The sequence below is a fragment of the Okeania sp. genome (assembly GCF_983059655.1).
In genome coordinates this window covers 1-3326 of record NZ_CEZPJD010000845.1, presented here as the reverse complement: position 1 = coordinate 3326, position 3326 = coordinate 1, and the positions used below count along the sequence as shown (strand labels likewise).

General features: G+C 32.3%; 2 protein-coding genes. Both read left to right on the top strand.

Annotated elements, in window-relative coordinates:
• Positions 1 to 2499 (top strand): tetratricopeptide repeat-containing sulfotransferase family protein (locus AC3DU7_RS29190; RefSeq protein WP_488042754.1); only part of this gene is annotated, 2499 nt, incomplete at its 5' end.
• A 297-nt stretch (positions 2500 to 2796) separates the two neighbouring features.
• Complete coding sequence (locus AC3DU7_RS29185) at positions 2797 to 3042, top strand: hypothetical protein (RefSeq protein ID WP_488042753.1); 246 nt, start codon at positions 2797 to 2799, stop codon at positions 3040 to 3042.
• The last annotated feature ends 284 nt before the right edge of the window (positions 3043 to 3326 follow it).

The following is a 3326-nucleotide window of genomic DNA, read 5'->3' as shown; positions in this document are numbered from 1 at the left end:
ATGGAAAACCCAGAGGCAGCAGCATTAAAATTTAACGAAGAAGCAGAACATTATCTAACTCAAGGAAATTTTGAAAAAGCTTATGCGACTTGCTTAAAAGCTTTAGAATTAGTTCCTGATTTTGTACCAGCTAGCAATACCATAGGACGAATTATGGAACAAATAGATGCCTTAGATTCAGCTATTGATTGGTATAAAAAAGCTCTCGAAAAACAACCAAGCCTAGCTGAAACTCATGCAAGTTTAGGTAGAATTTATGTTAGAAAAAAGCAGTGGTATAAAGCTGTTAATTGCTACGAAAAAGCTACTAAAGTACAACCAAATTTTGCCAGTGCTTACTATGCTTTAGCGCAAATATTTACTCAAATAGATAAACCAGAACTAGCTGCCTCTTGTTTGTATGAAGCACTGAATTTAAAACCAGAATGGGCAACAGATTTAGAGTATCTGAAATTGGCAAAAACTCTATTAAAATATGAGCGAAAAAAAGAAGCGATCGCTTGTTATGAAGAAGCACTTAAGTTAAATCCCCATCTATCCCAAGCACATCATAATTTGGGAGAAATTTATAGTGGCGAATCAAATTGGCAAGAAGCTATATTAAACTACCAAAAAGCTATTCAACTTAATCCAAAATTTTCCTGGTCTCATCACAGTTTAGGTAAAGCTTTCGCCAATATTCAGCAGTGGAAAAAAGCTATTTCCTCTTATGAACAAGCAGTTCAACTAAACCCTGAAACTGCTGTTACTTATCATTGTCTTGGAGATGCTTTAGTCAATCAAAAAAATTTAGATGTAGCGATTACTAATTATCAAAAAGCCATAGAATTACAGCCTGAAACTTGGGTGCTGCATCATAAATTAGCAAATATTTTTCAGGAAAAAGAGGAATTAGATAAAGCTATCCTTGCTTACCATCAAGCTATTCAATTAAATCCAAATTTTATCTGGTCTTACTACAGTTTAGGAGAAACATTAATCAAGTTACAAAGATGGAATGAAGCAGTAACAGCTTTTCTTTATGCCTTTAAAATTAATCAAGATTTGTCAAACATCCATGAAAAATTAGGATATACCCTTGAACAACAATCTCAATCAAATTTACCAGAAACTATTCACTATTATTCCCAGATTATTCAAAATCCCCACCAACAAAAATCCAAAACTATTAAAGAATTATCAATCCAGCCAGAAGCACCAGAATTTTACTTAAAATTAGGAAATTTACTAGGACAAAAAAATTTATTCAATGCAGCAATAATAATTTATAACCTGGGTTTGCAAGTCCAGCAAAATCATCCAGAAATTACTAGCAAACTGACTCAACTAGAAAATAAAAAAAATCAACTAGACCAGGAACTTACTAACTGCCAAAATACCGTCAACAAAAATCCCAAAAATTTCCGTCATCACTATCAACTAGGCAACGTTTTATTCAAACTTCAGAAATTTGATGAAGCCATAAAAACTTATATAAACGCCATTCAACTCAAACCTGAATATCCTTGGTTTTTCTTCTATTCAAACTTATTAAATTTTATTATTAAACAAGGAAAGCTCCAGCAAGTATTAGAATTATTTCAAAAAATTACTCAAGAAAACCAAGATAGTATTTGGTGTTACGTTAACCTCGGAGAAATTCTCACAGCAACAGGAAACTTAGATGCAGCAATCAAAAATTATCAAACTGCCTCCTACAACAAAACCCTTCAACTTAATCCCTCCTTTGTTAAACAACATTGGAATTTACAAAATGCCAGAGGTCCTAACTTTATTATTATTGGCGCTCAAAAAAGTGGTACAACTTCACTAGAAAATTACATAGCTCAAAATCCCCATGTTATACCAGCAATTAAAAAAGAAACTCATTTTTGGTATCGAGACTTTAACAAAGGAATTAATTGGTATCTTGCCCATTTTCCTCCAATTCCTAAATCAGAAAATTTTCTCACTGGAGAAGCAACCCCTAACTATCTAGAAAATCATCAAGCTGCCGAGCGAATATATAATGTATTTCCAGAAGTAAAACTATTAGTAATCTTGAGAAACCCTATAGATAGAGCCTTCTCTCAATATCATCATTGGATTAGACTAAATTGGGAAGACCGCTCCTTTGAAACAGCAATAAATTCCGAGTTAGAAATACTCAGAAAAAATCCTGAAAAACCAGAAGGAGATAAAAATTATTGGCAGCAACCAGGTAACTATATAGGACGCGGAATTTATATAGAATTTATCAATAAATGGTTAGCAGTATTTCCCAGAAAACAACTACTGATTTTAAAAGGAGAAAACCTTTATGAAAAACCTGTAGAAACCATGAAACAAGTTTTTAATTTTTTAGGATTGCCAGAACATCAACTGTCAGAATATAGAAAGTTAAACCCTGGTTATTATTCACCAATAAGTAATGAGATGCGCCAGAAATTAAATCAGTATTTTCAACCTCATAATCAGAGATTAGAGGAATATTTAGGAATGAATTTTGATTGGGAATAAAATTTAACTTGCTTCAGTTTTGTAGAATAGTTAAAAGTAAGCATTTCCTAGGTCATGCTGCGCAAACAGCTATTAGCTGTCAGCTATCAGCAACAAAACTCTATCTTATGGGACAGTGTTTAAATAAAAAAAAGACTTTAAGGACAAGGGATGCAACTTTTGTAGTAAGACAATTAATCAAGCTTTGAGTCTAAACTAAAAGCAATAGCTGTTAACGAAGTTTCTCCGGAGGAGGCTGGCTGACGGCTGAATGCTTACAGTTAAAATAAAACTAAATTACATTTAAAGGAGTAGTTTATGGGAAGAAATATTTTAAAAGGTAAAGATGCAAAAATGCTTCAAAAGCCTCTAAAAAAAGATATTAAATGGACTCCAAAAAAATTAACTCTTGCGGGAATAGGTTTATTAGTTCCTTATACTGCAATTCTCGTCTATATCATATTTTCTGGAGTACCTTTAGGTTTAGTGATTCTGATGATAGCATTTCCTGTGATATTTTTCGTGGGATATTCTCTACTATATTATTTAACAAAAAATCTATAAAATTGTCGCAGTTTTTTACTTGATTAAGTATCAAATATTAGAGCTTTTTAGGATAGGAAGTACCAGATATTAGGTAAAAGTTTCATGATTTTTATCTACTTTTAAAAATTTTCACAAATTTTGAAAATATATATTACGTTGAGTCACCCTTTTTTCAACGAACAACGTATATTATATGCACGGAGTTAGACTCAAACTAAGCGTATAAATCTAGCTAGTTAGAAGAGCAGCAATAACTTTTTTCCTTTCTCCACGGAATGTCCAAAGCTTGAGAAAGTGGTTAG